The organism is Sulfurivermis sp. (assembly GCF_059410345.1).
This window is the reverse complement of the sequence record NZ_JBLJDO010000031.1, coordinates 1-19,259: the sequence shown is the minus strand read 5'-3', so window position 1 is coordinate 19,259 and position 19,259 is coordinate 1. Positions and strand designations below refer to the sequence as shown.

Here is a 19,259-nt window from a genome sequence, read left to right as displayed (position 1 = left end):
ACCGGCCTGTTTGGTGGCGGACTCCACCACCAGCGCGCCCGTCAGCGTGTATTCGGCGGACTGCTCCACCTGCTGCCAGGTGTATTCATCCGACCAATCCAGATCGTCGGGCAGGGTCAGCGGCGTGATGCCGTCGGTGAGGGTGATCGTCATGAGATCAGCTGCGAATCACGCAGCGCCTCCAGTAGATTGTTTTCGTCGCCGGCCGCAACGCGCACGGATTTGACGCCGCCACTCGGCAGGCGGAAATTGACGTTGACGGTGCCGATGGATTCAGTGCGCTGCGGCGTCGGTCGTCCGCCGCCACTGTCACGCTCGCGCTCGGCGGCCAGCTTTCCAGCGGCCTTGTCGATACGCGCGATCTCCCGCTCGAACTGCTCGCGGAAGTGCTTCGCTGCACCGAGGCCGTAATAGGCCGGCAGGTTAACCAGGTTGGCGATCTGCGCGTTGAGGCGCTGGCGGTGTTGTTTCAGCTCTTCTTCGTCCAGCGCCTCGTAGTTGATGGCCTGGGCGCCGCGTTCGCCGCCGGCGCTGGCGGCCTCTGCGGCGGCGCGTGTGGCATCTGCCAGGTCACGCTGCGAGCCGGCGGCGTTGTCGGCGCCGGCGGCCACCTCATCCAGCCCGGCGCGGGCTTCGGCTGCTGCGTTGGCCTGATCGCGCAGTGCGGCGGCGGCGTCCTTGGTGGCATCGCCTACTACGTTCTGCTGGCCGGTCAGATGCCCCAAGGCATCGGCACTGCCGTAGATGCTCGCCTCAACCTCTGCCAGCATCATCATGGTCTGGTCACCCGAGGCCACTGCAGTTTCAGCCCACGCTCTCCACGCGGCGCGCTGTTCCTCAATGGTGGTGCCGCCATCCCGGATGATCTCGAACGCCTGACGCGCCTCATCCGCTGCCTGGCGCAGTGATGCCTGGCTGGTGAGACCCAGCCGCTTCATCGCTTCTTCAACGCTGTTGATGCCCGGCGTCAGTTCCTCAATTCGCCCCTGTGCCGCCAGCATGGCCTGCTCCAACTTCTTGCCCGCCAGCTCGCCGGTTTTGCCCATCGCCTCGATGCGGGCGCGAATCGCCTCGGCTGCGGCCAGGGTGTCGGCGCTGCCGATGGCCTGCGCCAGGGCATTACCCAGGGCCTGCATGCGCTGCTCGCCGCTGATGCCGGTCTGCTCGACGGAGAGGCGAATCGCGTCTACTGCGGCGATGGCCTCCTGCGCCTTCGGGCTGATACGCCCCAGCTCCACCTCGGCGGTCAGTCCGAGGCGCTTGAACGATTCGGCCAGTACCAGGTCATTGATGTGGGTGAGTTGCTCGGCGCCGGCCTGGCCGGAGGCAAATGCTGCCGTGAGGGTGCCGCTGAACGCCGTCAGATCGGCGGCGTTCATGTCGGCGATGGTCTTGGCAGCAGCGGTGTCCAGTTCGCGGGCCTTGTCGCCGGCCTGTGCGTAGGCCAGCGCCAGGGCGCGCACGCCCTCTGCGCTGGTGAGGTCGATGGTGGCCATCGCGTCATTGATGGCCTTACCAGCGCCGGTACCGGCGGTGCCTGCGGCGTTGAGCTGCGCCACCAGGTTGGCGGCGGCCTCTGCGGCGGTGTCGGTCGCGGCGGTAGCCTGATCACCAGCGGCTTGGCTGGCATCGCCGTGCGCCTTCGCAGCGGCGGCGGCCTGTTGCGCTGCCGGGATCAGGCCGCCCTCGTAGCGCTCGACCACTTCGGCCGCCATCTGATCGGCGACCTCCATGTTGCGATTGATGCGCTCGAACGCAGCGGCGGCGCCGTCGCCGCCGATCTTTACGCCGTCCCAAAAATCGCCGATCGACTGCACGGTCGCGGCCAACTTGATCGACAGGATTTCCAGGCCGCCGATGAATGGCTTAACCCACTCATTGATGACGTATTTGCCACCCTCCGCTAGGTTGGCAAGCGTCGGGATCAGCGCCGCGCCGAACGCGGTTTCCAATTCGTTGACCGACTTGTTAAGCGCCGCCGTCTGGCCCTCGATGCCGGCCAGCGCCTTCTGTGCGTTACCAGCCTGGGCTTCGGTTTCTTTCAGAATGCCGTTGAGCTCGGCTTGTATCTTCTCCGCCTGGGTGAGGTTCGTGGCGCTCTTGCCGATGCTCTTGGCGTACTCCTCCCACATCTTCGCCACGTTCTTGGTGACGCCGGCGTTATCGACCAGGGTGGAGTTTTCGTTTTTCAGACCTTCAGTGGCGGTCAGCACCGCCTCAGACATGGAAAGGTGTGCCGCTCGGTTGAACGCCGCAGCGTCTTTCAGACGCTCCAGGGTGGCGACGGCTTGCTCTACGTCGTAGCCACGGGACAGGAGGTTCTGCAGCGCCTTGCTCGCATCCGAGACGGTCATCAGGCCATCGGCGGACAGCCGCTGCGCCTCCTGGAAGGCGCGGCCGATGCCGACGCCGGTATGCTCCGCCACCGCCTCCAGGCCACGGAACGACGCCTCTGCGGTGCGGGCGGCCTGCACCGAATCCTTGACGAACTTGCTCAGCGCGGCGGCCGTCAGCAGGCGCGCCAGTTCCGCCTGCAGCTGGCCGGCGAGGTCTTTGGTTTTGTTCATCCCATCGCGCAAATCGCCGGTGGGATCTGGCAGTTCCTTGCCGGCCTGATCGGCCAGGCCGCGTACCTCACCTGATAGCTTCTCGACGTTCGCCAGGCCCTCAACGAGGGCGCGAATCTTGAGTGCCAGTTCGAGGTTGTTGCTCATGGTGCGCGGTGTCTGTCCTGTTACGCGAGAGGGGGCGCGCGGCCCCCTCCCTGGTTGCTACGGTGCGGCTGTGTTACTGAACGATCGACGCCTTGAAGTAGCGGCTGAGACCAGCGCCCTGGGTGTCATCGGAGAGCACCTTGCCGGTCAGCTCCAGGCCGGCGTAGTCGTCGCCGATCAGGTCCAAGCTGGCGGCCGGGCCGAAGCGCAGGCGGTGCACGTTGATGACGGACGCCTTGCCGCTGCGGGCCTCGTTGACGCCGTCGAACATCAGCTCGTACTCGCCGGCCGCCTGGGTCAGCGCCTGCACCACGTCCTGGCCGGGGTGGCTGTAGGCAACGCTGATTGTCGGTGTCTGGATATTGCTACCGGACGGAATCCAGATGCCGGCCGGTCGCACCTCGTAGTCGGTGCCGGCAACCGGCGCAAACTCGCCGCGATCAGCCCAGGTGACGGTGCCGTCGGTGGTATCGGTTCCGTCGGTTTTCCATGCAGGCGAGGACGCCCCGGAGGTACCGGCCGTGGTGCACTCATAGACATGCGTGCCGGCGGATACCCATGCGCCGATCGCGTAGGCAGTTTCCGCGGCCCACGAATCCTGTCCGTGGCTGATAACGACGCTCGACGCGGCAACATTCGCCAGCGGGATCAGCGCGCCTGCGCTGACGGAAACAGATTCCCCGGTAACGCTGCCGGCCGCCACGATGGAGCTGTCGCCATACAGTGCCAGGGCCAGATTGTCCGGGCTGAGATCATGGAGGGTGATCTTCGCCTCGACGCCGGTGATGCGGCGCACCTCGTTGCGGGTACCGCCGCCGGCGTTGGTGTAGTCCATCAGCTCCTTCTGCTCTTCGGCCACGGCGAAGTTCAGCGCCGAGACATTACCGATCGGCACCAGGCCGCCGGAACCGTTGCGGTCGCGCATGTAGATTTTGCCGACGCCAATGTAGCTGTAATCGCTGGTAGTACCCTGCATGTTGGCTGCCCCTCCTGGTTAAACGATTTCGCCGACGCCGTTGGCTACCAGCCACTGAGCATCGATGTCGCACACGGTGATCACGTCGTCGGCCTGATGCTTCTTGCCGGCGTGGGTATGCGCCCGCTTCAGCTTCACATCGACCATCTTGGCCGCCTTCTTCTCGGCGGCGTCATTCTGCTTGGCCATCACGGCTCTCCTCTCATTTGCTGTTTGATAGTCCAGCTCAGCGGGTAATACCCGTAGCCCTTCGAGTAGCCGGCACGCGGCGGATTGACGGGGCGCAGCTTGCGCAGCTCGGCGCTTGGCTTCCAACCGCTCAGCGCGCCGAACACGGCCTGGAGGATGGTGCTGGCATCCTCACGCGCCGCCTCGCCGCTGCGCACGCCGCGCAGATTGCGCACCACCACCACCGTGTGCCATACCTCATCCAGCTCGACGATGGCGCCATCGGCCAGCACCTGGCCGATACGGGGACCGCCGTACACCACATACACCGCCGGCGTTACCTGCTGCTCTTCGGCCACGCCCGCCAGGTCCGGTGCAGTAAAAACACGCGGCACCGGATTGAGCGCGGCGAGTTTCGCCTCCAGGCGCGCGACGATCAGCGGCTCGGCGGCGAGCATCAGAACCCACCCCCACCAAACACCTGGCGGCCGCCGTCGAAGTCGGCGGTGCCGGCGGTGCCTTCGGCGCCGCTGATGCCGAGGGAGACCACGCCCTGGGCGAGATTGCGCAGGAACTTGATCGCGTCGTCGTAGCGGCGGGTGACTTGCTCGGTGGCCGCGTCGTCGTAGAGGCGATAGCGGGCGATGTCGCAGGCGTAGGCAGTGAGGATGCGCGGTACCGGGTCGAGCGGCAGGGCATGGCCTGCCGCTGACACGTAGCCGTCGATCTCGCCGCCGGCATCGTCGATGGCCTGCTGCAGCACATCAGCATCGATGGCGCCGACGTTGGCGCGGTCGGTGAGCTGGATCAGCTCTTCCTCGCCAAAGCGGTCCACCATGTTCTGTTGAGTGCAGTACATCGCGGTTACTCGCCGGCCTCATCAGGGAAGGTGGTGCGCTCTACTACCAGGAGCGGGTCGCTCTCGATGGCGGCGATCTGCTCTTCGGTCAGGGCGTTCAGGGCGATGCCGTAGGGCTCGGGCGTAAACACGTAGCCGGCGCGGCGGCGGGAACCGGCGCGGGCCTTGGTGCGCACGGACAGCGCCTCGGTCTCAGTCTCCTGGATTTCCTGGCCCGGAGCGGGGGCGTCGGCCCCCGCTCCCTGCGGCGCGGCCGCAGCTTCGGCGGTGGTGATATCCGGTGCCGCCTGGCCGGCGACAGCCGAGCCGGGGGCTTCGTCTTTCTTCGGTTCTGCGGCCACCGGCGCGCCCTGCGCTGCCGGCGTGGCCTTCTTCGGGGTGTTCTTCGCCATGTCGTTGCTCCCGATCTATAAGAGGCGCATCCCTGCGTTGGCCCCGGCGCGCTCCGCGCGTCGGTTACAGGGCGTAGCCGGGGGGAGCGGCTACGCCCTGCGGGCTTAGCTCTGGGCGAGCCAGGGGTTGATGATGAGCTGGCTGGTGCCGGCCCATTCATTGGTCTCACCACCCGCCGCCAGGGCGTTGCTCAGCACCTTGCGGGCGACGCCTTCCATGTTGCCGGGCACCATCGTGTGGGTGTGGCGCAGGGCCAGCGGGCGGGCATAGTCGCCCTGCATGGCGGTCAGGCGGGCGCGGGCCAGGGCGTAGTTTTCGGCATTGAAGGTCTGCTTGGAGCGGACGATCAGCATCCAAAGACCTGGGCCGACGTTGACGCGGGCATCGACACCGAACAGGAATTTGTCCTTCAAAAACACTTCGGTGCTGTTGATGTCGGTCAGGGCGCGGAAGTTGTAGTCGCGGCGCTTCTGGAACACCAACGGCTTGATGGCGCGGGACAGGTCCATCACGTACCAGGCCGGGCCAGCGCCGCCCATGTCGTTGCTGACGGACTGCTCATGGCCGTTGACATCCAGCACCGGATGATCGGAGTCGAACAGGTTCTGACCGTCGAAGCACACCGGGTTGGACTCCAGAACCTCCACTGCCAGTTCGTTGGGGTGTTCGCGGCTGGAGCGGCCGAACTCCTGGAAGGTCGGGCCGAACAGGCCATAGGTATCGTCGTCAACGGCATCACGTTCGACGCCCTCGGTCAGCTCGAACTTGCGGTTCTTGATGCTGAAGTCGGCGCCTTCCAGCGAGTGGATAACGCGGTCGCCGATCCACTCGCGCATGCGCGGCAGGCTCTTCAACCAGGGGTAGACCTCCACCGCCGTGGTGCTCGGCACGGTGGTACAGAACTGCTCGTACATCGCCCCCTGTTCACCCAGGGAACTGTGCCCCTGCTGGAAGTTGGCCTTGAAGCCGGTGAAGATGGCCTGCAGGCTGGCCGGCGTGACCACGATGCCGGCCAAGGCAAACTGCATCAGATTCGGATTCTGGTGCAGCGTCGCCACGTCGATGGCAGAGATAGCAGGCAGGCCGGCGGCGAATGCCGGGCCGAACAACGCGGACAGGCCGACGCCCAGCGCAATGGTGAGCAGGGTTACAAGCGACTTTTTCATGGGTTTACTCCTCGTTTAAGTCTGGGGCGGGGTCGATTTAGGCGGACGGGGTGATCACGATGACCACGTCGCCCAGCTTCGCCGCGTCGTTGGTGCCGCCGACGGTGATGCTGATGACGTCACCCACCGCCACGACGTTGGCCGCGCTCGGGGTGGCGCTGTCCACGTCGCCGGCCGCGCTGCCCGCCTGGGTGATGGTGATGGCGCCATCGGTGATCGGGGTGGCGCCAATCTTTCCGGTCAGGGTTGCGTCGCCCGTGGTGAGCGCGCCGTTGATGACGGAGTAGAGCTTGGCAATGGTGCCGGCGACCGGGCTGACCACGCGCTTGACCTCGGCATTGGCGCCGACCAGGTCAACGTCGCGGATTTCCAGGATCACCTTGTTGGCGCCGCCACCCAGGTTGCTGCGGGCCGTAGCAGCATTGGCCAGGTCGGACAGGTTGCTGGCAGCCAGCAGCGCGCCTGCAGCAGCCACCAGTGCGTCCTGGCCCATGCGTACCCAGACGCCTGCGCTGTCCACGTCATCGATGATGCCGGCCGGAGAGCGGGTGCCGCCAGCATTGGTCTTGGCGACGGTCTGGTCGTCGACGATGTAGGCGATGTTGCCAACGTCGGCGAGGGTGATTTCATCGGCGGCGGCGCTGTTTTCGTAGCGGAAGATGCCGTTCTCGACGTCGACATTCAGGTCGCCGTCGGCGCCGGCCGAGTTGTCCACGTATTCGGCGAAGCGGCCGACGCACTTGAGGCCGACTGCAGCGGTGCCGGGCTGGGCATAGCCCGAGCTGTTCACCGCAGCGATGGCGCCAGCGAAGCACACCTTGGCGGCGGCAATGCCGAAGCCCCGGCGGCTCCCGCCGCGCTCGGGGGTGTTGCGATTCTTGGTTACAGCGGCCATTTATCTGTCCTCTATTTGTGTTGAACGGTGGTTCAGGCGTTCGAGCTGTACGTTTAAGCTGCGCTCTTCTTCGCCGCCAGGAAGGCCTCGTGGGTCAGACCCTGCGCCTTGCAAACCGCGATCTCTTCCGCGGTCAGCTGGCCGTCGCCCTTGCCGTCGCCATCGGGCTTCTTGCCCTGGGTCTGCGTGGCCTTCAGCGCGGCGATGCTCGGAGAATCCGCCAGGTGTGCCTTGAGCGCGGCCAGGCCCTGGGTGCGCAGGTGGTCCGCGGTGGCCTTGCCGGGGATGCGGCCATCTTTCAGGCCCTCTTCGATGAGGCGCTCGATCTCGCCGGTATCGCTGCTCGCCTTGAGGGCGGCCAGCTGGCCGCGGGTCTCGTCGTAGACGGCCTTGGGCACGTACTGGGTCAGGTCCGGCTTGACCGCAGCGGCGGAAGTCTTCAGCGCGGCGACGGCGGCCACGGCGTCCGCAGCGTCATCGATGCCCAGGGTGGTGCGGACTTCGCCGGCCACCGCAGCCTTGGCCTTCAGCGCGACGATGGTCGCCTCGATCTGTGCGTCGGTGGCGTCGGCGGCGAGGCCGAGCGCAGCAATGAGTTGTGCCTTATCCATTTCGTGGTCCTCTGTGGCTGGGTTAAGGTTGTAACGGGTCGAGAGGGCTGCGACTGCTGCCATGCCGTCGACGCCGGGAAAATTGGTCAGGGCGACGTGCAGCAGATCCAGCACCTCGCCGGTCTGCGGGTCGTAGGGCAGCACCGGGCTCAGGAATTTGTATTCACCTGACTCGATGTACGCCTTGGCGCGGACTGTCCACTGGATGGGCGCGAACAGGCCATCGCCTTCGCGGTACTCGATAGAGGCAGGATCAATCCAGCCGGCGGCCGGGGCGGGCTGACCGTTGGTGTCGGCCAGCAGGGTCTGGTGTTCGTAATCGACGACGATGGGGGTCTTGCGGGCGCGGAGCTTGGCCAGGAGGCGACCGGCGATGGCCGGGCTCATCTTCCAGCCGGGGATTTTCTCAGGGCGGCCATCACGGGCACGGAACAGGCCATCCGGCGTGATCTGCGCCTGCGCGCCGACAGTAGCGGCGACATCCAGACTCAGGACCGCAACGGCCTGGCGGGGATTCTTGGAATGAGTGGATGCGCCCTTGGACATGGGCGCATCGTAGGGGGAGGAGGATCGGGCGTGGGGTTAAAGCGGTTTAATTATTCATTCCTTGGATTCGTCAACACGGCTCACCGATATCAAGCTGGCACTTGTAACTGAGCCTCGCAGGACTTTCGCAGAAAATGCGAGATTGAGATGCTCTTTGCGGAATATAGCGTCACGCAGCAACTCTTCCTCCGCCATCGTAATTACTTTCACACCGCTAGTGAACTCCAAGCCGTCCTCTTGGCGACGAACATGGATCTTGATGCCGTCCTCATCAGGAGACTCCACGCCCTGGACACGGAACGTACCATCAATGCGCTTCTCTTCCGATGTCTCGCGTTTTGTGGAAGCAATTTGGCGCACTTCGGCTTGATGCAATACAACGCCACGGGTCTCTATTTGCTCTGCCTCAGAAACGCTCTTAAGCATTTCCGAGTGGTGACGATAGATGTCGTCGCTAACCTCCGACAGTGCCGGTCGTGCTTCAACTATTTCTTTGATGATGCGAACGCGCTCAGTTTCTTGCGCAGAAGCATATTGCTTGGATTCTATTTCCTTTTCTTTAACCTGCGCATCAAGATAAGCGCTCCATGCACCATGCCCGGCATAGAGCGATGCAAGGATGCAGACAACAATTACGACCTGCTTTCCGTCCATCTTCCCCACCAGATCCTTGCCGATCTTCTCCATCGCTTTTTCAAGGCGCGCCCAGAACTCAGACGATCCTGGCTCAACCTTGATCACGAGTTCCAGCATATCCCTATCTTCCTGAGACAGGGATTTGGCGCTGGAGTTGTATACTAACTGGGCATATGTCCTATTCAGAGTATGCTGCAGGTCGATAAAGCCCTGCATGTTCTTGGTGGTAATAGTAGAGTCGAATTGTTCACCTCTTAGTTTGAGGTGAATATAAGGCCATCCGGTGAACTCAAAATCTACAGCGCCCCAGTCGGTTTTGTCACGGATGGCGTCTTGGAGCGCTTTCCATGCATCTTCTTCACTGGTTATTACAATCTTCCTGACTTCTTCCATTACTCCCCCTTTTTTGGCGGTTGCAGCGCCGGACAGAGGGAATCTAACACATTTAAAACGGCTTTAATTTCGCGTGTGGTGCGATTTTGCCTACCATCCCGCCCGGTGATGGCGGGTCACCCCCATAAAACGGCTTAGACGGCCTCTCAGGCGGCCAGCCGGATCACCCTCCCAGTCCGCCTTCCAGGTGTTCCTGGAGGATGTCCAGGACGGCGGCCTTGTCGTCCTCGCTGAGGCCGAGGAACGGCCGGGCCGGGATGTCGCCCCAGGGGGCGCGCCCGCCGGTGAAGCTGCCCTTCTTGGCGCCGAGCTGCTGGGTGGCAGCGTATTCCATCGGGCTGCCGACCTCGACGCCGTCGCCCAGGACCAGGTAGCTGATCTCGGTGCCCAGGCGGCGGGACTCGCCGATGAGGGGGCGGCTGTGGCCCTTGCGGGCGACGGTGACCGGGGACAGGGGCGCCCAGGGCGTGCCGTCCGGGGCCTCGCCGGCGGCGAAGCGGTTCTTGGTGGATTGGACCAGGTATTCGCCGATGTCCTGGTAGGCGGGCGTCAGGTCTTTGCCGGCAGCCAGGAGGCCGTTGAGGGCGGCGAGGACGTCGCTGTCGTCGATTTCAATCTGGATCATGGCTATACTCTCCCCATCGTAGGGCGTCATCGAGGCGCGGGCTCATACCCTGAACGTCTAGGACGTTGAGCGCGGGGACGCCCTCCGATGTATCCGCATTGATTTCAAGACCACCATCCGGCGCTTCTTGAATACCGCGAAGGCGCCCACTAGGCGCTCATCCCCGAAGGCTCTTTCGTACAACACCACCTGATCTTTCTGATCAAACCACACCCGATCCGGTGTGTTCAGCAGTTCTGGAAGCCGGGCGTAGTCACCGGCCACCACGGCGCGCTGCCCCTGGTCCGCTTCCACGGCATCATCGCCGTGCCTCTTATGTATATGCAGCGGGGCGTAGCGGTCGATGGCAAAGTCGAAGGCGGCAACGTCGTCGCCGGTAAAGCCCCGGATGCGCTCAACGTCATCCGCCGTCAGGAGGCCCATCGTTCTATAGGGTGGGATTTCCAAGGCAGTGCGCCCCTCCAGGATGCGCTGGGCATAGCGGCGGGTGTCGTCGGCCACCGAGGGCAACGCCCGGTAGGCGCGGGCCAGGGCGTCACGGGTAGCCTCGGGGACGCCCTGCATGTAGGCCTTGGCCAGGGTGTATTCCCATTGGACGCTCTTCTGGGCCATTGCCTGGATGGTCTGGCTCACGGCGGCGCCGGGTTGATAATCCCATCCTTTATCAATGCCCACCGGGGCGCCGGTCTTGGCATCGATGGCATCCCAATCCTCTGGCAGTGCCTTGTCCGGGTCGCCGCCCAGGCGCCGGGCGCCACGGGCCGAGCGGGCGCCGACGGCGTAGCACTTGCAGCCCCAGCCGTTCTGCGGGGCGTGGGTCTTCCAGAACGGGTGGTCCGGCGGCAGGGTCAGGCCATTCCAGGCCAGGTGCTGCGGGCGCGGGTTTTTGACTGAGTCGTTGTGGCGGTAGATCCAGAAGTCGAAGCCGCCCTCGCGCAGCTGGGCGTAGCGGCCGGCGTTGTAGCTGCTCAGGGCGTTGGTCTGGTAGATGACGCGGGTACGCCAGGCCACGCCCTTCTTGTTGCCCTCGCCGGTCCAGCCGTGCCAGCCGTTGCGCTCGACGATGGAGCGGAAGTCCTGGCGGAAGGCCTCCAGGCTCTTGCCTTCGGTGATGGACCGGTCCACGGCAGTGGCCAGGTCTGCGAGCAGGTCGGCCTTGGCGGCACCGGCCACCATGAAGGCCCGGTCGTGGGCGCTGCGCTGGATATCGTCCCAGCGCGCCGTGGGCACCAGGTTGCCGAGCTTGCCGCGAAAGAAAGCGACCTGCTCTTTGAAGGGGCGTTTAAGGGCGCCCGAAATGACCGATGGCAGCGCGTCAGCCACCGGCGTTTTCCACGTCGAAGCGGCCAGCGGCCTCGGCGGCGGTCATGGCCTCACCCAGGGCGTCGGCGAGCTGCTCTTCCGGCAGGTCACCCCAGGCGGCCAGCAGCATCTCGCGGAACTCCTCCAGGGAGCCGGCCTGCTGCAGCATGGCCTCGATCCGCTCCAGCCAGTCGGCCACGGCCGGCGCCGTCTCCAGGGCCAGGCGCGCGGCGATGGGGGCGGAGGGATGTTCCGGCTCGGCGGTGTCACCGGTCGCCTTGAGGGCGGCCACGGCCTTGAGCGCCCCGAAGGGCTGCGGCGCAGTGCGCGGCTGGAGGATTTCCTCCTTCTCGCCAGCCTGCGGGATGCGGGTCTTCTCGTGCAGCCACCACACCGGCACCCGGGCGCCCATGTCCACGAACACCGGCAGGCTCTCCGCCAGCAGCTTGTAATCCTCGGCCTCGCCGGTATCCAGGAAGAAGCGCGGGGCACGGCGGCGGTCCTCGATGCCGAAGTTGAGGGCGACCAAGGGCCAGAGGATGTCGCGGTTGATGGTGCCGGCGTATTGGCGCACATCGGAGCTGATGATGCTCTGCAGGCCGCGCTCGTGGACGTTTCCCAGGGCGTTGGTGTTGGTGCCCTCGCCGGTACCGGAGGTCAGCGTGCCGCCGAGGATGGCCTTGGCCTTGGAGCGTTCGCACCAGTCGAGCATGGCCTGGAACATGTCGGCCTTGCCGTCGGCGGCCTCTTTGAACTCGATGGCCATGCCTTCCGGGATGATGCCGGCGGCGCGGTGGCCCAGGCTGGTGACGGCCCGCAGCAGGGTGGCCTTCTCCTTGTCGGTGGCGTTGCGCGGGTAGGTGCCGACGCGCGCCGGCAGGCCGTAGATCTCCAGCAGCTCGGCCAGGTCGCCCAGGGCGTAGTTCTGGAACAGGTAGGGCCAGGCCAGGACGCGGTGCAGGCCGCCGCGCGCGATGTAGCCGGCCTTGGCCTTGTGGCGGTGCTGCACCCAGCCCAGGGGCCACAGCTCGGCGCCCTCGACGGACACGTCGCGCAGGCGCAGTTCGTCCTGGCGCTCAGGGTGCAGCTTGAACCAGGAGTGCGGCCGGAAGATGGGCTGCTCGATGAGGCGCAGCGCACCGTCGCGGGTCCAGGGCAGCTCCAGGTTGGCCCAGCCGTGGCCGATGGCGCTGCCCAGCTCGATGATCAGGTCTTCGACCTCCAGCCCGGCGAACACCTCGGCGCAGAACTCGGCGGCCTTCTTCTCCTGGGAGGAGGCATTGTCCGGCGGCACGATCTGCCACTCCAGCTCGGCGGCGAGTTGGCGGCGCTTGGCGAGGTCGGAGGCGATCTGTGGGTCTTTCTCCTCCATGTCGTCGAACAGCTCGTGCTGCGCCTTGAGGTCGCCCTGCTCGGCAGCCTCCAGAATCTGGTAGAGCTTGGACGGCGTCAGGCCCTTGCTGGGGTGTTCGGCGAACTCACGCTTGATGAGGCCGACGCGGGCTTCATCGTCGGTCTGCTTTTCCTGGGTAGCCTGCTCGGCGCCCTCGCCGAACAGGCGCTTGATGAATCCGGGCATGGCTACCATGCGCCACCTCCTGCTGCTGCGTTGTCGTCATTGCCGGCGCCGCTCCAGTCGCCACCGGTGGACGGGGCGGGGGTGAAGTCGATGGCCACCGTCTCCATCTGGCTGGCGTAGTACGCCAGGGCGATGGCAATGGCGGCATCGCCGTGACGGTTCTTGTTGTCGCCGGTCTTGCCATCCGGCAGGCGCGGGATGCCCTTGATCACCTGGATGGCGCGTAGGTCGTCGAGCACGTCACGGTCGCGCGGCAGGCTGATCAGGTCATCCTCGAAGGCGGCCTTGACCTTGGGCATGTGCTCCAGATACCAGGACTGCGACAGCATCACCGTCTCGATGCGGCCGGCGCCGTAACGGTAGGCGGTCTGCTCGGCCAGGTATTGGCCGTTGCCACGGGCGTCCAGTGCGCCGGCCTGCAGGCGCGGCAGGCGGTCGGCGATGTAGTTGAGGGCCTGCTCCTGCTGCTTGAACGGCACGTTGCGCAGTTCGACCAGGAACGGAATGCGCCGGCGCAGGTCGCGGCCTATCGCCACCGGGGCGATCACCGTGAGGTCACCGCTGCGGCCGAAGTCCTCGCCGAAGGCGTGGGTGTCGTCGGCATTGAGCGCGGCCAGCAGCGGGCGCAGCTGCTGCTCGCACCAATCGCGCATCTCGGCCTCGCGCAGGTGTTCCGGCCAGCTGTTGAACTCCGCGCTGCCCTCGTAGCGCAGCACGGGCGCCTCGACCATGCGCGCCTCGATCAGGGCGCGGGAGAGGTAGGCGCCGCCGCCGCTCTTGGGGACGCAGTAATACTCCTCCAGGGCGTCTTCGCGGGTAGCGGTGTCGCGCAGCAGGTTCTCCTTCCACTCATCCTCGGCCGCCTGGCTCCAGACGGTACCGCGCACCTGGCAGATGCGCTGATACAGGCCATCGGCGCAGGCGTCGTCCAGGGTGATGCGGTGGACGCTGTAGCGCTTCTTACCGGCGCGGCTGTCTTGGATCAGTTCGTTGAACAGGTTTTCAACGCCGTTGTGCGTGCTGATCAAACGCACCTTGGCGCCCCACATGGTCAGCGCCAGGGCGGCCTTGAGGACTTCCGCTAGCTGCTCATGGAAGGCAGCTTCGTCGATGGTGACATTGCCCTGCCGGCCGCGCATGTTGCTGGGGCGGCTGGAGAGCGCCTGAATCTTGAAGCCGCTGGTGAAGTGGATGGTGTAGGTGAGGATGTCCTTGTCCTCATCCTTGATGATCTCTTCCTCGATCTCGCCAGCCGCCCGGTTGAGCGCCTTGGCCCACATGGCGCAAGCATCGATGAACTCGATGGCCATCTCCTTGTTGGAGCCGACGTAGAAATGGTTGGTGCCGCCCGCGCTCTTGGCGGCGCTGGCGGTCAGGACGGCGTCCGCCGCCTCGGCCCAGGTCAAGCCGGTGCGGCGGCTCTTCTCGGCAATCTTGAGCTGCGCATCATCGGCCACCCAGCGCTTCTGGTAGGGCAGCAGCACCGATGCGGGCAAGGTGGCGGTCATGCGATCCCCAGGATTTCACGCTTGATGGTGTCGATGGATTCGCGGCTCATGCCCTGGCTGGCGAGGGTCTTCTCGGCAGCAGTGGCGGCGGCTTCGGCGGTCTGCTTGCGGATTTCCTGCTCGCGCTTCACTGCATCACCGGCGGCCTGTTCCAGTCGGTGCACGGCGATGGCCAGCTCCTTGAGCGACTTCGGATCGATGGGCTCCTCGCCCTCGGCGAAGTTCATGGCGGCCTCGAAGGCAAGCGTGCGCACGATCTCGTTGAGCAGGTGGCCGACCTTGCCCTGCGGTTCAGCGCCGAGGCGGCCGATCCACATCTCGGCCACCTGGCGCGACTGGCGCAGGCGCTGGCCCACCTCTTCCATGCGCATGGAATAGCGGTTCACCGCCGATTTACTCACGCGGTCCGGGTGGCCTTCCGCTTCCAGGATGGAATTGATGCGCGCGGTGGCGTCCAGTTGGGAGACGCGCGGGTCGCGCAGCAGCGCCTGGAGTCGCTCCAGGATGTCGGCCGGCAGTTTCTCGATGGTGCTGGGGCGGGCCATGCTCACATTCCCTCCAGTTGCGGCAGCTTGACGCGGCCAAACTCAACCGGATACGTGGTCTCACATTCTGGGCACATCAGAGCTGCGATAAACGGACCTTTCGCGTCATGGCACACCACGGGCGTCACCAGAGGAGGATCAGTTGGCACACATGGGCACTGCACGAACGTGAAGTCGCCCTGCGCTGGATCACGATGCAGAGGTGTTACATTGCCCACGTCACACCCCCGGACGCGGCCGCCCTACGCCAGGCACGCGCGTGCGCCCCAGGGCCACATCCTCGCCACGGCGGGTGAGCTTGGCAACGATGAGACCGGCGCGCTCCTCGGTGGTGATCAGGCCCTGCTCGGCGAGCCACGACAGATTGGTGCGCAGCAGGTCGGAGCTGATGCCGTGGCCCACGGCCTGGAGCACGCGACCAAGGACGTGCTCGTTGTGCGAATAGTCCGGGTCTTGCTCCAGCGCCTGCAGCACGGCCAGGCGCTGGTCTTCGGTGACGATGTCGGCGTAGCTCATCGGCGGCCTCCGTGGTTCAACAGGTGGTCATTGATCAGTCCCAGCGTCCGGTTCAGGGCGGCCAGTTCGCCCTGGATGACGCCCATGCCGTTGGCGATGGCGTTCACCTTCTCGTGGATCTCGCTGAGGTCTTCATGGTCGGGCAGGTGGCGCACCTCGCTTTCCAGTGTGGTGACGCGGGTATCGATGTCGTCCACCGTTTCCGCGATGGCGTCGATGGCCTCTTTATTGGCCTTGCCCTTGGCCAGCACGTACTGGTAGGCGACATTGACCAGGAGGCCGAGCGTCATGCCCACCTCCCACCAAAACCTAGCGGCGTCGTAATCCAGTCCCACTATCGTTTCCCTCGTTTTTCAAAACCGCTCAAACACGGCACGCAGATGCCGACACCGATGCGATGGTCGGGCAGCTCTTCCAGACACTCCGCGCAGCAGGGCACGCCGTCGATGATCACCGCCTCATAGCGCACGGCCTGCCGCTCCCGGTGTTGCTCCAGCGCATGCTGGCGCTCTTCCTCTTCGCGCAGCTGCGCCAGATCGAATTGCCTGTTATTCATTCAAGACGGCCTCCGTTTTAGTGCGGTAGCCATCCAGCGCCTGTTCCAGCTCCGCGCCGTAGCCGGTGCAGGCTTCGATGGAGGCGGCGTAGGCGTTGGCCACTTCCTTGGGCGTGGACTGCTCGGTGAGGTCGGCGATGGGCAGGTGCGGCCGGGCGACAACGGGCGGCGCTTTGCAGGCGGCCGGGGTTTTCGTGGTGGCGGCCACCGGTACCTCCACGCGCACCTCGCGCGTACAGCCGACCAGCAGCACCAGACACAGAGCTGCGATCACTCGGCCCATGCCTGCCCCCGTTCGCGGCCCCACACCGCCATCCACTTGGCGGCCTCGTGGCAATCCGCCGGTACCGGCGCGGTCAGGGCGCGGGCTGTGCGCCGTTGCGTCTCCTGGCGCGCTGCAGCGGCGGCACGCTCGGCGGCCTCCACGCGCAGCGTCTGCTCCTGGGCGACACGACCCCACGCTTCCAGTGCCTGATCGCGCACGGCCACAGCCTGATGCAGGTTGGCGATCTGCTCGTCGGCCCGCGCCTTCTCCTCAATGCGCAAATCGCGCTGTTGCAGCGCGACGGATAATCCGGCGGCCGTCGTGAGGAACAACACAAAGGCCGCAAAGGACGCCCACTTCAACATAGGAGTACTCCCGGCCAGCCGGCGGCGTGGTAGATGGGTTGCAGCGTGTGCAGGATGCGGCGCGGATAGGCGCGGTTCTCTTCACGCGCCCAGGCGGCACGAGCGGTGTGGTGCTCGACGTGGCCGAACCAGCGATCAGGGTCGGCGCCTGCTGTTGCGGCCAGACTGCGGTCGCGCGCTATCCAACCGGGGCCGCCGTTGTAGCCGGAGAGCGTGAAGGCCCAGCGATCACATGCGGGAATGCTGCTGTGGTTCCAGGGATGGATGGCGGACAGGATGTGCAAGTCGTAGCGCACCATCGCGCGCATCGACCAGGTGGGCGAATAGGGCGTGGCTTCGCCCAGGTGTGGGTAACTGGAAACGATCCAGGCGGCGGTGGCGGGCGTGAACTGCGCCAGGCCCTCTGCGTAGGGACTGCGTGCATCGCTGCGCCAGCTCGATTCCTGGTGCAGCTGCGCCGCGAACAGCGACACCGGCGCGTCGAGGCCCCATTCCTGACGGGCAATGCGGGTCAGTTCGTGGCGGTGTTTGTGCGCGGCGGTCGGCACGGTAGCGGCATGGGCACTTCCCAGCGACAGCAGCAGCGTGATGACAATGAGTACCGCATGCACGCTACACCCCCAGCCCCAGCGCGATGACGCACGCCGCAACGATCAGCGCGCGGCGCAACATCGCCAGATCGGGCATCCCTTCGACAAAGCGGTCGGGGCGCGCATAGGGAAACAGGGAGCGGTCGACCCAATAGCCGAGGTAAGCGCCGAGGGAGAGCTTGGACAGTGCCCAGGCCAGCAGGCCGAGCTGGTGCGGCGCGAGCAGGCCGACGATCAGCGTGGTGATCAGGGCCGCGACCAGCCAGGGCCAGGCGCGCAGTTTGTCGATGAGCTTGGTGGAGTCCATGCCGCCAGTGTGGGGCGGCCGGTGTTCGAGGTGGGGTTAAAGCGGTTTAATTGTCGGAAGGAAAGAGATCAGGCTGGACGCGCTTGCGGTGCAGTGCCCGCTGCTCGCGCAGAATGTTATAAACCTGCACAAAGGTCAATCCGTAACGTGCGGCGAGCTGCTCGACGTTGTGGCCGGTGAACTCATCCCAGATGCGCTTGTTGCGCAGGGCGATCTCCAGCGTGTCGCCCTTGGGCAGGTAGAACTGCCGGCCGCCGTGGTACTCGGAAAGGGCGTGCATGGCCGCAGCGGCGTGCTGCCGGGCGGTCTCATCGTCGACACCCAGGCGGCGCAGGCGCGCCATCACCACATCCACCATCGCCACCAGGTTGCGCGGCCAGGCCTGGCGCACATCGGCGTCATCCATGTGCGCCAGTGCATCCTCCGGCAGATGCACGTCCGGCAGCAGACTTTCTTGTGTCATGCATTCACCCCCTTGATCGCGCCGCGCACCATTTCGCGCATGCGCCGCTTGTTGGTCTCGCGCTCCTCCTGGCTGGGCGCCGGAGCGTTGAGCTTGGGCAGCTCAGGCCGCGCCGGCAGGTGGTCGAGCAGCAAGCGTGGCGCGGGCCAGCGATCCACCTTGCGGGCCAGCGAGCGGAAGCCGGCGGCGATGCGGCCCGCGTCCGACTCCACCCACACACGCCCCTCGTACAACGCCGCGATCCACGCCTCTTTCGTCAGCTCGATCGTTTCGTGCGGCGGCGTGTTCGGCAGGCTGAGCGCCACCAGACGGATCAGGCCCTCGCTGATCACCACACGGAACCACTTCGGCGCCGGCTCCATCACTCCTCCCGCAGGGCCATCATGGAGGCCGCCGTCTTGCTCTGCGGCCCCTTCGAAGCCGGCACAACGGCCGTTGAAGCGCCGTTGTAGGGAGCGCACTGCGCACCAGCCGACGCCACGGACTCCAACACGCTGCCCAGGTAGGCATGGTTCGCCAGCGGCTTGAACTGCCCCTTATCCTGCTTGGCGCGCATCGCCTGCACCGTCTCCACCAGCGCCTGCGCCAGGATGCCGTGATCGGCGTGCAGCTCCAGCGCCTCCCGCCCCAGGCGCAGCGCGCGATCGTTGGCCAGGTCGCGCGTGGCCGGACGGAACAGGCCGAGATACGACACCAGCGGCGCCGCCAGCCAGTCCGGCAGCCGCGCCACCAGCGCCAGCAGCTCGCGCCCGGCTTCGTCCTGGATGAGTTGTTCCAGGCCGATGCGGGAATGGCAGACCGGGCAGCGTGTCAGTTGCATGCAGACCTCGGCGACATGACGCGCGGAAACAGTTTGCGGATACCTGCCACGATGCGAGACCAGCCGACGCGACGATGCAATGCGCCACCGTTAGCGCTCACGTCGTAGCAGTCGATGCGATCCGAACGGAACAGATCGAACCGATGCACCACGCGGCCGTGGTCATAGTCGATCACCACGACACGGCGCCGCAGGTGCGGCAGGGCCTGCGGATACTCCGGCGCATCGCGATCCAGGCGCAGCCGCTCTTTCGCGGCGCGCATGGCGGCGAGACGCGCCTTTTGCCGTGGTGTCACCCTGTAGCTCATACCTTGCACGCTCCGGATATTCTGTTGTTATGCGCCAACACGGTCGTTGCTGAACGCCACCAACCACTGAGCAAACAGTTTCGCCCGCTCGACGATGTGTTCGCGCTGCCCGATGCTCATCTCGTCCGGGATTCCTCCGAAGTCCTCGAAATA

General features: G+C 65.6%; 26 protein-coding genes. All 26 read right to left on the bottom strand.

What is annotated here, in order from left to right; all coding sequences use genetic code 11:
- Positions 1-149: 149 nt before the first annotated feature.
- The 26 genes from ACMV8A_RS15155 to ACMV8A_RS15030 all read right to left on the bottom strand — a co-directional run bounded on the left by ACMV8A_RS15155 (position 150) and on the right by ACMV8A_RS15030 (position 19,106).
- On the bottom strand, positions 150-2,714 hold the full coding sequence (locus ACMV8A_RS15155; RefSeq protein ID WP_495326722.1) for a hypothetical protein: 2,565 nt from the start codon (positions 2,712-2,714) through the stop codon (positions 150-152).
- Between the two features lie 73 nt (positions 2,715-2,787).
- A complete protein-coding gene (locus ACMV8A_RS15150) occupies positions 2,788-3,690 on the bottom strand; it encodes a phage tail tube protein (protein ID WP_495326721.1) in 903 nt (300 codons plus the stop codon).
- An 18-nt stretch (positions 3,691-3,708) separates the two neighbouring features.
- Positions 3,709-3,879, bottom strand: a complete 171-nt coding sequence (locus tag ACMV8A_RS15145) for a DUF7210 family protein (protein WP_495326720.1) — start codon at positions 3,877-3,879, stop codon at positions 3,709-3,711.
- Positions 3,879-4,316, bottom strand: coding sequence for a phage tail terminator protein (locus ACMV8A_RS15140; RefSeq protein WP_495326719.1), 438 nt, complete (start codon positions 4,314-4,316; stop codon positions 3,879-3,881). The genes ACMV8A_RS15145 and ACMV8A_RS15140 overlap by 1 nt, the downstream gene beginning before the upstream one ends.
- Positions 4,316-4,717 carry a gp436 family protein gene (locus ACMV8A_RS15135; protein WP_495326718.1) on the bottom strand — a complete coding sequence of 134 codons (402 nt, stop codon included), beginning with the start codon at positions 4,715-4,717 and terminating at the stop codon, positions 4,316-4,318. The genes ACMV8A_RS15140 and ACMV8A_RS15135 overlap by 1 nt, the downstream gene beginning before the upstream one ends.
- A gap of 5 nt (positions 4,718-4,722) precedes the next feature.
- Positions 4,723-5,109 carry an HI1506-related protein gene (locus ACMV8A_RS15130; protein WP_495326717.1) on the bottom strand — a complete coding sequence of 129 codons (387 nt, stop codon included), beginning with the start codon at positions 5,107-5,109 and terminating at the stop codon, positions 4,723-4,725.
- Between the two features lie 105 nt (positions 5,110-5,214).
- Positions 5,215-6,276: a Mu-like prophage major head subunit gpT family protein gene (locus ACMV8A_RS15125; RefSeq protein ID WP_495326716.1), complete on the bottom strand. Its 1,062-nt coding sequence runs from the start codon at positions 6,274-6,276 to the stop codon at positions 5,215-5,217.
- A gap of 37 nt (positions 6,277-6,313) precedes the next feature.
- On the bottom strand, positions 6,314-7,171 hold the full coding sequence (locus ACMV8A_RS15120; RefSeq protein ID WP_495326715.1) for a hypothetical protein: 858 nt from the start codon (positions 7,169-7,171) through the stop codon (positions 6,314-6,316).
- 53 nt (positions 7,172-7,224) lie between these two features.
- The gene (locus ACMV8A_RS15115) at positions 7,225-8,328 is read right to left on the bottom strand and encodes a phage protease (protein ID WP_495326714.1); all 1,104 of its coding nucleotides are present in this window, start codon (positions 8,326-8,328) and stop codon (positions 7,225-7,227) included.
- A 54-nt stretch (positions 8,329-8,382) separates the two neighbouring features.
- Positions 8,383-9,357, bottom strand: coding sequence for a hypothetical protein (locus ACMV8A_RS15110; protein WP_495326713.1), 975 nt, complete (start codon positions 9,355-9,357; stop codon positions 8,383-8,385).
- A 163-nt stretch (positions 9,358-9,520) separates the two neighbouring features.
- The gene (locus tag ACMV8A_RS15105) at positions 9,521-9,982 is read right to left on the bottom strand and encodes a phage virion morphogenesis protein (RefSeq protein WP_495326712.1); all 462 of its coding nucleotides are present in this window, start codon (positions 9,980-9,982) and stop codon (positions 9,521-9,523) included.
- Between the two features lie 57 nt (positions 9,983-10,039).
- Positions 10,040-11,305 (bottom strand): phage minor head protein, encoded by a 1,266-nt coding sequence (locus ACMV8A_RS15100; RefSeq protein ID WP_495326711.1) that lies wholly within the window; start codon positions 11,303-11,305, stop codon positions 10,040-10,042.
- Positions 11,298-12,872: a DUF935 domain-containing protein gene (locus tag ACMV8A_RS15095; RefSeq protein WP_495326710.1), complete on the bottom strand. Its 1,575-nt coding sequence runs from the start codon at positions 12,870-12,872 to the stop codon at positions 11,298-11,300. The genes ACMV8A_RS15100 and ACMV8A_RS15095 overlap by 8 nt, the downstream gene beginning before the upstream one ends.
- Positions 12,866-14,371, bottom strand: a complete 1,506-nt coding sequence (locus ACMV8A_RS15090) for a terminase large subunit domain-containing protein (protein ID WP_495326709.1) — start codon at positions 14,369-14,371, stop codon at positions 12,866-12,868. Before ACMV8A_RS15090 ends, ACMV8A_RS15095 begins: the two co-directional genes overlap by 7 nt.
- Positions 14,368-14,916, bottom strand: coding sequence for a DUF3486 family protein (locus ACMV8A_RS15085; protein ID WP_495326708.1), 549 nt, complete (start codon positions 14,914-14,916; stop codon positions 14,368-14,370). The genes ACMV8A_RS15090 and ACMV8A_RS15085 overlap by 4 nt, the downstream gene beginning before the upstream one ends.
- A 219-nt stretch (positions 14,917-15,135) precedes the next feature.
- The gene (locus ACMV8A_RS15080; RefSeq protein WP_495326707.1) at positions 15,136-15,432 is read right to left on the bottom strand and encodes a VpaChn25_0724 family phage protein; all 297 of its coding nucleotides are present in this window, start codon (positions 15,430-15,432) and stop codon (positions 15,136-15,138) included.
- Complete coding sequence (locus ACMV8A_RS15075; protein WP_495326706.1) at positions 15,429-15,767, bottom strand: DUF2730 family protein; 339 nt, start codon at positions 15,765-15,767, stop codon at positions 15,429-15,431. Before ACMV8A_RS15075 ends, ACMV8A_RS15080 begins: the two co-directional genes overlap by 4 nt.
- On the bottom strand, positions 15,767-15,988 hold the full coding sequence (locus ACMV8A_RS15070; protein WP_495326705.1) for a TraR/DksA family transcriptional regulator: 222 nt from the start codon (positions 15,986-15,988) through the stop codon (positions 15,767-15,769). Before ACMV8A_RS15070 ends, ACMV8A_RS15075 begins: the two co-directional genes overlap by 1 nt.
- Positions 15,981-16,262, bottom strand: coding sequence for a hypothetical protein (locus ACMV8A_RS15065; protein ID WP_495326704.1), 282 nt, complete (start codon positions 16,260-16,262; stop codon positions 15,981-15,983). The genes ACMV8A_RS15070 and ACMV8A_RS15065 overlap by 8 nt, the downstream gene beginning before the upstream one ends.
- Entirely contained in the window at positions 16,259-16,618 is a 360-nt protein-coding gene (locus ACMV8A_RS15060) for a hypothetical protein (RefSeq protein ID WP_495326703.1), read from the bottom strand. Before ACMV8A_RS15060 ends, ACMV8A_RS15065 begins: the two co-directional genes overlap by 4 nt.
- Positions 16,612-17,229 carry a transglycosylase SLT domain-containing protein gene (locus ACMV8A_RS15055; protein WP_495326702.1) on the bottom strand — a complete coding sequence of 206 codons (618 nt, stop codon included), beginning with the start codon at positions 17,227-17,229 and terminating at the stop codon, positions 16,612-16,614. The genes ACMV8A_RS15060 and ACMV8A_RS15055 overlap by 7 nt, the downstream gene beginning before the upstream one ends.
- Position 17,230: 1 nt before the next feature.
- The gene (locus tag ACMV8A_RS15050) at positions 17,231-17,515 is read right to left on the bottom strand and encodes a putative holin (RefSeq protein WP_495326701.1); all 285 of its coding nucleotides are present in this window, start codon (positions 17,513-17,515) and stop codon (positions 17,231-17,233) included.
- Positions 17,516-17,561: 46 nt separating this feature from the next.
- A complete protein-coding gene (locus ACMV8A_RS15045) occupies positions 17,562-17,978 on the bottom strand; it encodes a Mor transcription activator family protein (RefSeq protein ID WP_495326700.1) in 417 nt (138 codons plus the stop codon).
- The gene (locus ACMV8A_RS15040; protein WP_495326699.1) at positions 17,975-18,439 is read right to left on the bottom strand and encodes a hypothetical protein; all 465 of its coding nucleotides are present in this window, start codon (positions 18,437-18,439) and stop codon (positions 17,975-17,977) included. Before ACMV8A_RS15040 ends, ACMV8A_RS15045 begins: the two co-directional genes overlap by 4 nt.
- Entirely contained in the window at positions 18,340-18,798 is a 459-nt protein-coding gene (locus ACMV8A_RS15035; RefSeq protein WP_495326698.1) for an HI_1489 N-terminal domain-containing protein, read from the bottom strand. Before ACMV8A_RS15035 ends, ACMV8A_RS15040 begins: the two co-directional genes overlap by 100 nt.
- A complete protein-coding gene (locus tag ACMV8A_RS15030; RefSeq protein WP_495326697.1) occupies positions 18,789-19,106 on the bottom strand; it encodes a hypothetical protein in 318 nt (105 codons plus the stop codon). Before ACMV8A_RS15030 ends, ACMV8A_RS15035 begins: the two co-directional genes overlap by 10 nt.
- Positions 19,107-19,259 lie beyond the last annotated feature (153 nt).

Coding starts and splice junctions, on each gene's coding strand:
- ACMV8A_RS15155 (WP_495326722.1), bottom strand. CDS start 2,714: ATGAGCAACAACCTCGAACTGGCACTCAAGATTCGCGCCCTCGTTGAG.
- ACMV8A_RS15125 (WP_495326716.1), bottom strand. CDS start 6,276: ATGAAAAAGTCGCTTGTAACCCTGCTCACCATTGCGCTGGGCGTCGGC.
- ACMV8A_RS15050 (WP_495326701.1), bottom strand. CDS start 17,515: ATGGACTCCACCAAGCTCATCGACAAACTGCGCGCCTGGCCCTGGCTG.
- ACMV8A_RS15150 (WP_495326721.1), bottom strand. CDS start 3,690: ATGCAGGGTACTACCAGCGATTACAGCTACATTGGCGTCGGCAAAATC.
- ACMV8A_RS15140 (WP_495326719.1), bottom strand. CDS start 4,316: ATGCTCGCCGCCGAGCCGCTGATCGTCGCGCGCCTGGAGGCGAAACTC.
- ACMV8A_RS15085 (WP_495326708.1), bottom strand. CDS start 14,916: ATGGCCCGCCCCAGCACCATCGAGAAACTGCCGGCCGACATCCTGGAG.
- ACMV8A_RS15045 (WP_495326700.1), bottom strand. CDS start 17,978: ATGACACAAGAAAGTCTGCTGCCGGACGTGCATCTGCCGGAGGATGCA.
- ACMV8A_RS15035 (WP_495326698.1), bottom strand. CDS start 18,798: ATGCAACTGACACGCTGCCCGGTCTGCCATTCCCGCATCGGCCTGGAA.
- ACMV8A_RS15135 (WP_495326718.1), bottom strand. CDS start 4,717: ATGTACTGCACTCAACAGAACATGGTGGACCGCTTTGGCGAGGAAGAG.
- ACMV8A_RS15145 (WP_495326720.1), bottom strand. CDS start 3,879: ATGGCCAAGCAGAATGACGCCGCCGAGAAGAAGGCGGCCAAGATGGTC.
- ACMV8A_RS15130 (WP_495326717.1), bottom strand. CDS start 5,109: ATGGCGAAGAACACCCCGAAGAAGGCCACGCCGGCAGCGCAGGGCGCG.
- ACMV8A_RS15105 (WP_495326712.1), bottom strand. CDS start 9,982: ATGATCCAGATTGAAATCGACGACAGCGACGTCCTCGCCGCCCTCAAC.
- ACMV8A_RS15115 (WP_495326714.1), bottom strand. CDS start 8,328: ATGTCCAAGGGCGCATCCACTCATTCCAAGAATCCCCGCCAGGCCGTT.
- ACMV8A_RS15060 (WP_495326703.1), bottom strand. CDS start 16,618: ATGTTGAAGTGGGCGTCCTTTGCGGCCTTTGTGTTGTTCCTCACGACG.
- ACMV8A_RS15070 (WP_495326705.1), bottom strand. CDS start 15,988: ATGAATAACAGGCAATTCGATCTGGCGCAGCTGCGCGAAGAGGAAGAG.
- ACMV8A_RS15090 (WP_495326709.1), bottom strand. CDS start 14,371: ATGACCGCCACCTTGCCCGCATCGGTGCTGCTGCCCTACCAGAAGCGC.
- ACMV8A_RS15095 (WP_495326710.1), bottom strand. CDS start 12,872: ATGGTAGCCATGCCCGGATTCATCAAGCGCCTGTTCGGCGAGGGCGCC.
- ACMV8A_RS15110 (WP_495326713.1), bottom strand. CDS start 9,357: ATGGAAGAAGTCAGGAAGATTGTAATAACCAGTGAAGAAGATGCATGG.
- ACMV8A_RS15080 (WP_495326707.1), bottom strand. CDS start 15,432: ATGAGCTACGCCGACATCGTCACCGAAGACCAGCGCCTGGCCGTGCTG.
- ACMV8A_RS15120 (WP_495326715.1), bottom strand. CDS start 7,171: ATGGCCGCTGTAACCAAGAATCGCAACACCCCCGAGCGCGGCGGGAGC.
- ACMV8A_RS15030 (WP_495326697.1), bottom strand. CDS start 19,106: ATGAGCTACAGGGTGACACCACGGCAAAAGGCGCGTCTCGCCGCCATG.